Annotated in this window: 2 protein-coding genes; one reads left to right on the plus strand and one right to left on the minus strand. The window is 35.1% G+C overall.

Translation table 11 applies throughout. From position 1 onward, the window contains the following. Positions 1-105: 105 nt before the first annotated feature. On the plus strand, positions 106-465 hold the full coding sequence (locus AC2D8K_RS12550) for a DUF1304 domain-containing protein (protein ID WP_002451928.1): 360 nt from the start codon (positions 106-108) through the stop codon (positions 463-465). A 113-nt stretch (positions 466-578) separates the two neighbouring features. Here AC2D8K_RS12550 and AC2D8K_RS12555 read toward each other — a convergent pair. Further along, positions 579-1,442, minus strand: an 864-nt coding sequence (locus AC2D8K_RS12555; RefSeq protein ID WP_484698827.1) for an Ig-like domain-containing protein, incomplete at its 5' end; no start/stop codon positions are given.

Below are 1,442 nucleotides of genomic sequence, written 5' to 3' on the forward strand. Positions count from 1 at the left end.
ATGCCTAAAATGACATTAAATTATCTATTTATATTGTATTGTAATTAATATCTATTTACATTACTATTTGATTATAAATATAAAGAGAAAAAGGAATGATTTAAATTGAGTATACTCACTGCTATTTTAGTAATACTTGTGGCAATAGAATTCTTATTAATCATGGTGTTACAAACATTACTAACCACATCTAACAAAACTAGTCAAACTTTCAAAATGAGTACATCTGCATTAAAAGATAAAAACCTAAATACTTTAATGAAGAATCAAGGGCTTTACAATGGTTTACTTGGTATTTTCATTCTCTATGCCTACTTTTTGAGTACTCATCCTAAAGAATTGACTACATGTCTTCTTGTATATATGATCATTGTTGCTATATATGGTGCACTAACAAGTCAAAAAGCCATCATCATTAAACAAGGGCTTTTACCAATACTTGCACTTCTATCATTACTATTTTAATTCATTCCGTTAAGTCGATATTCGATTTAGCGGTTTTTTTCATAAAAAAGACCCATTCCAGTATATTGGAATGGGTCTTTATTTTAACTATATTTGTTCTTTTGACTTACTCTTTATTTTTCCTCTTCCTCTTCATCTTCTCTACGACGTTTGAAGAATAAGAATAACGCTCCTAATCCAGCTAATAATGTACCGAATAATGTTCCTTTGTTCACACCATCTTGTCCAGTTTCAGGTAATTCACTTTGATCTTTTTCATGATTATTACCTTTGTTTGTTGATGATGTCTCATGGTTTCTTTGTTGTACAGCACCATTTGAAGTTACATTATTTCCAGATACATGACCTTGTGTTGTTTGTTCTGTTGGTTCACCTGGATTTGTTGGATCTGTCGGTTGACTTGGTTCCGTTGGTTCACCTGGATTTGTTGGGTCTGTTGGATGACTTGGATCCGTTGGTTTACCTGGGTCTGTTGGGTCTGTCGGTTGACTTGGATCTACAGGTTTACCATCATCAATCACTGTTCCATCAGTAGATGGAGACGTATTTCCATTAGCATCTGTTGCTGTAACGCCAATATGATCTCCACTTTTTAGATTTTCTCCAGCTGGGATGTCAATCACATAGTTACCGTTTTCATCTGTTTTACCTGTTGCTGTTGTACCATCTGGGAATGTTATTGCCACTGTTGAGCCTGGTTCCGCTTTACCTGTGATTGTTTTATCTCCCTTATGAACTGGATTTACAGTTGGCGCTTCTGGTGCTGTTGTATCTGTTACTACTGTTGTTGCTGGTTCTGATTCATTACCATCTTTATCAGTAGATGTTACTGGTAATGTTTCTCCGCCTTTTAGATCTTCGTTAGATGGAATATCAATCACATAATTACCGTTATCATCTGTTTTACCTGTTGCCGTTGTGCCATCTGGGAATGTTACTGTCACTGTTGAGTTTGGCTCTGCTTTACCTGTGATTTG

The sequence above is a fragment of the Staphylococcus sp. 510 genome (genome assembly GCF_057219715.1).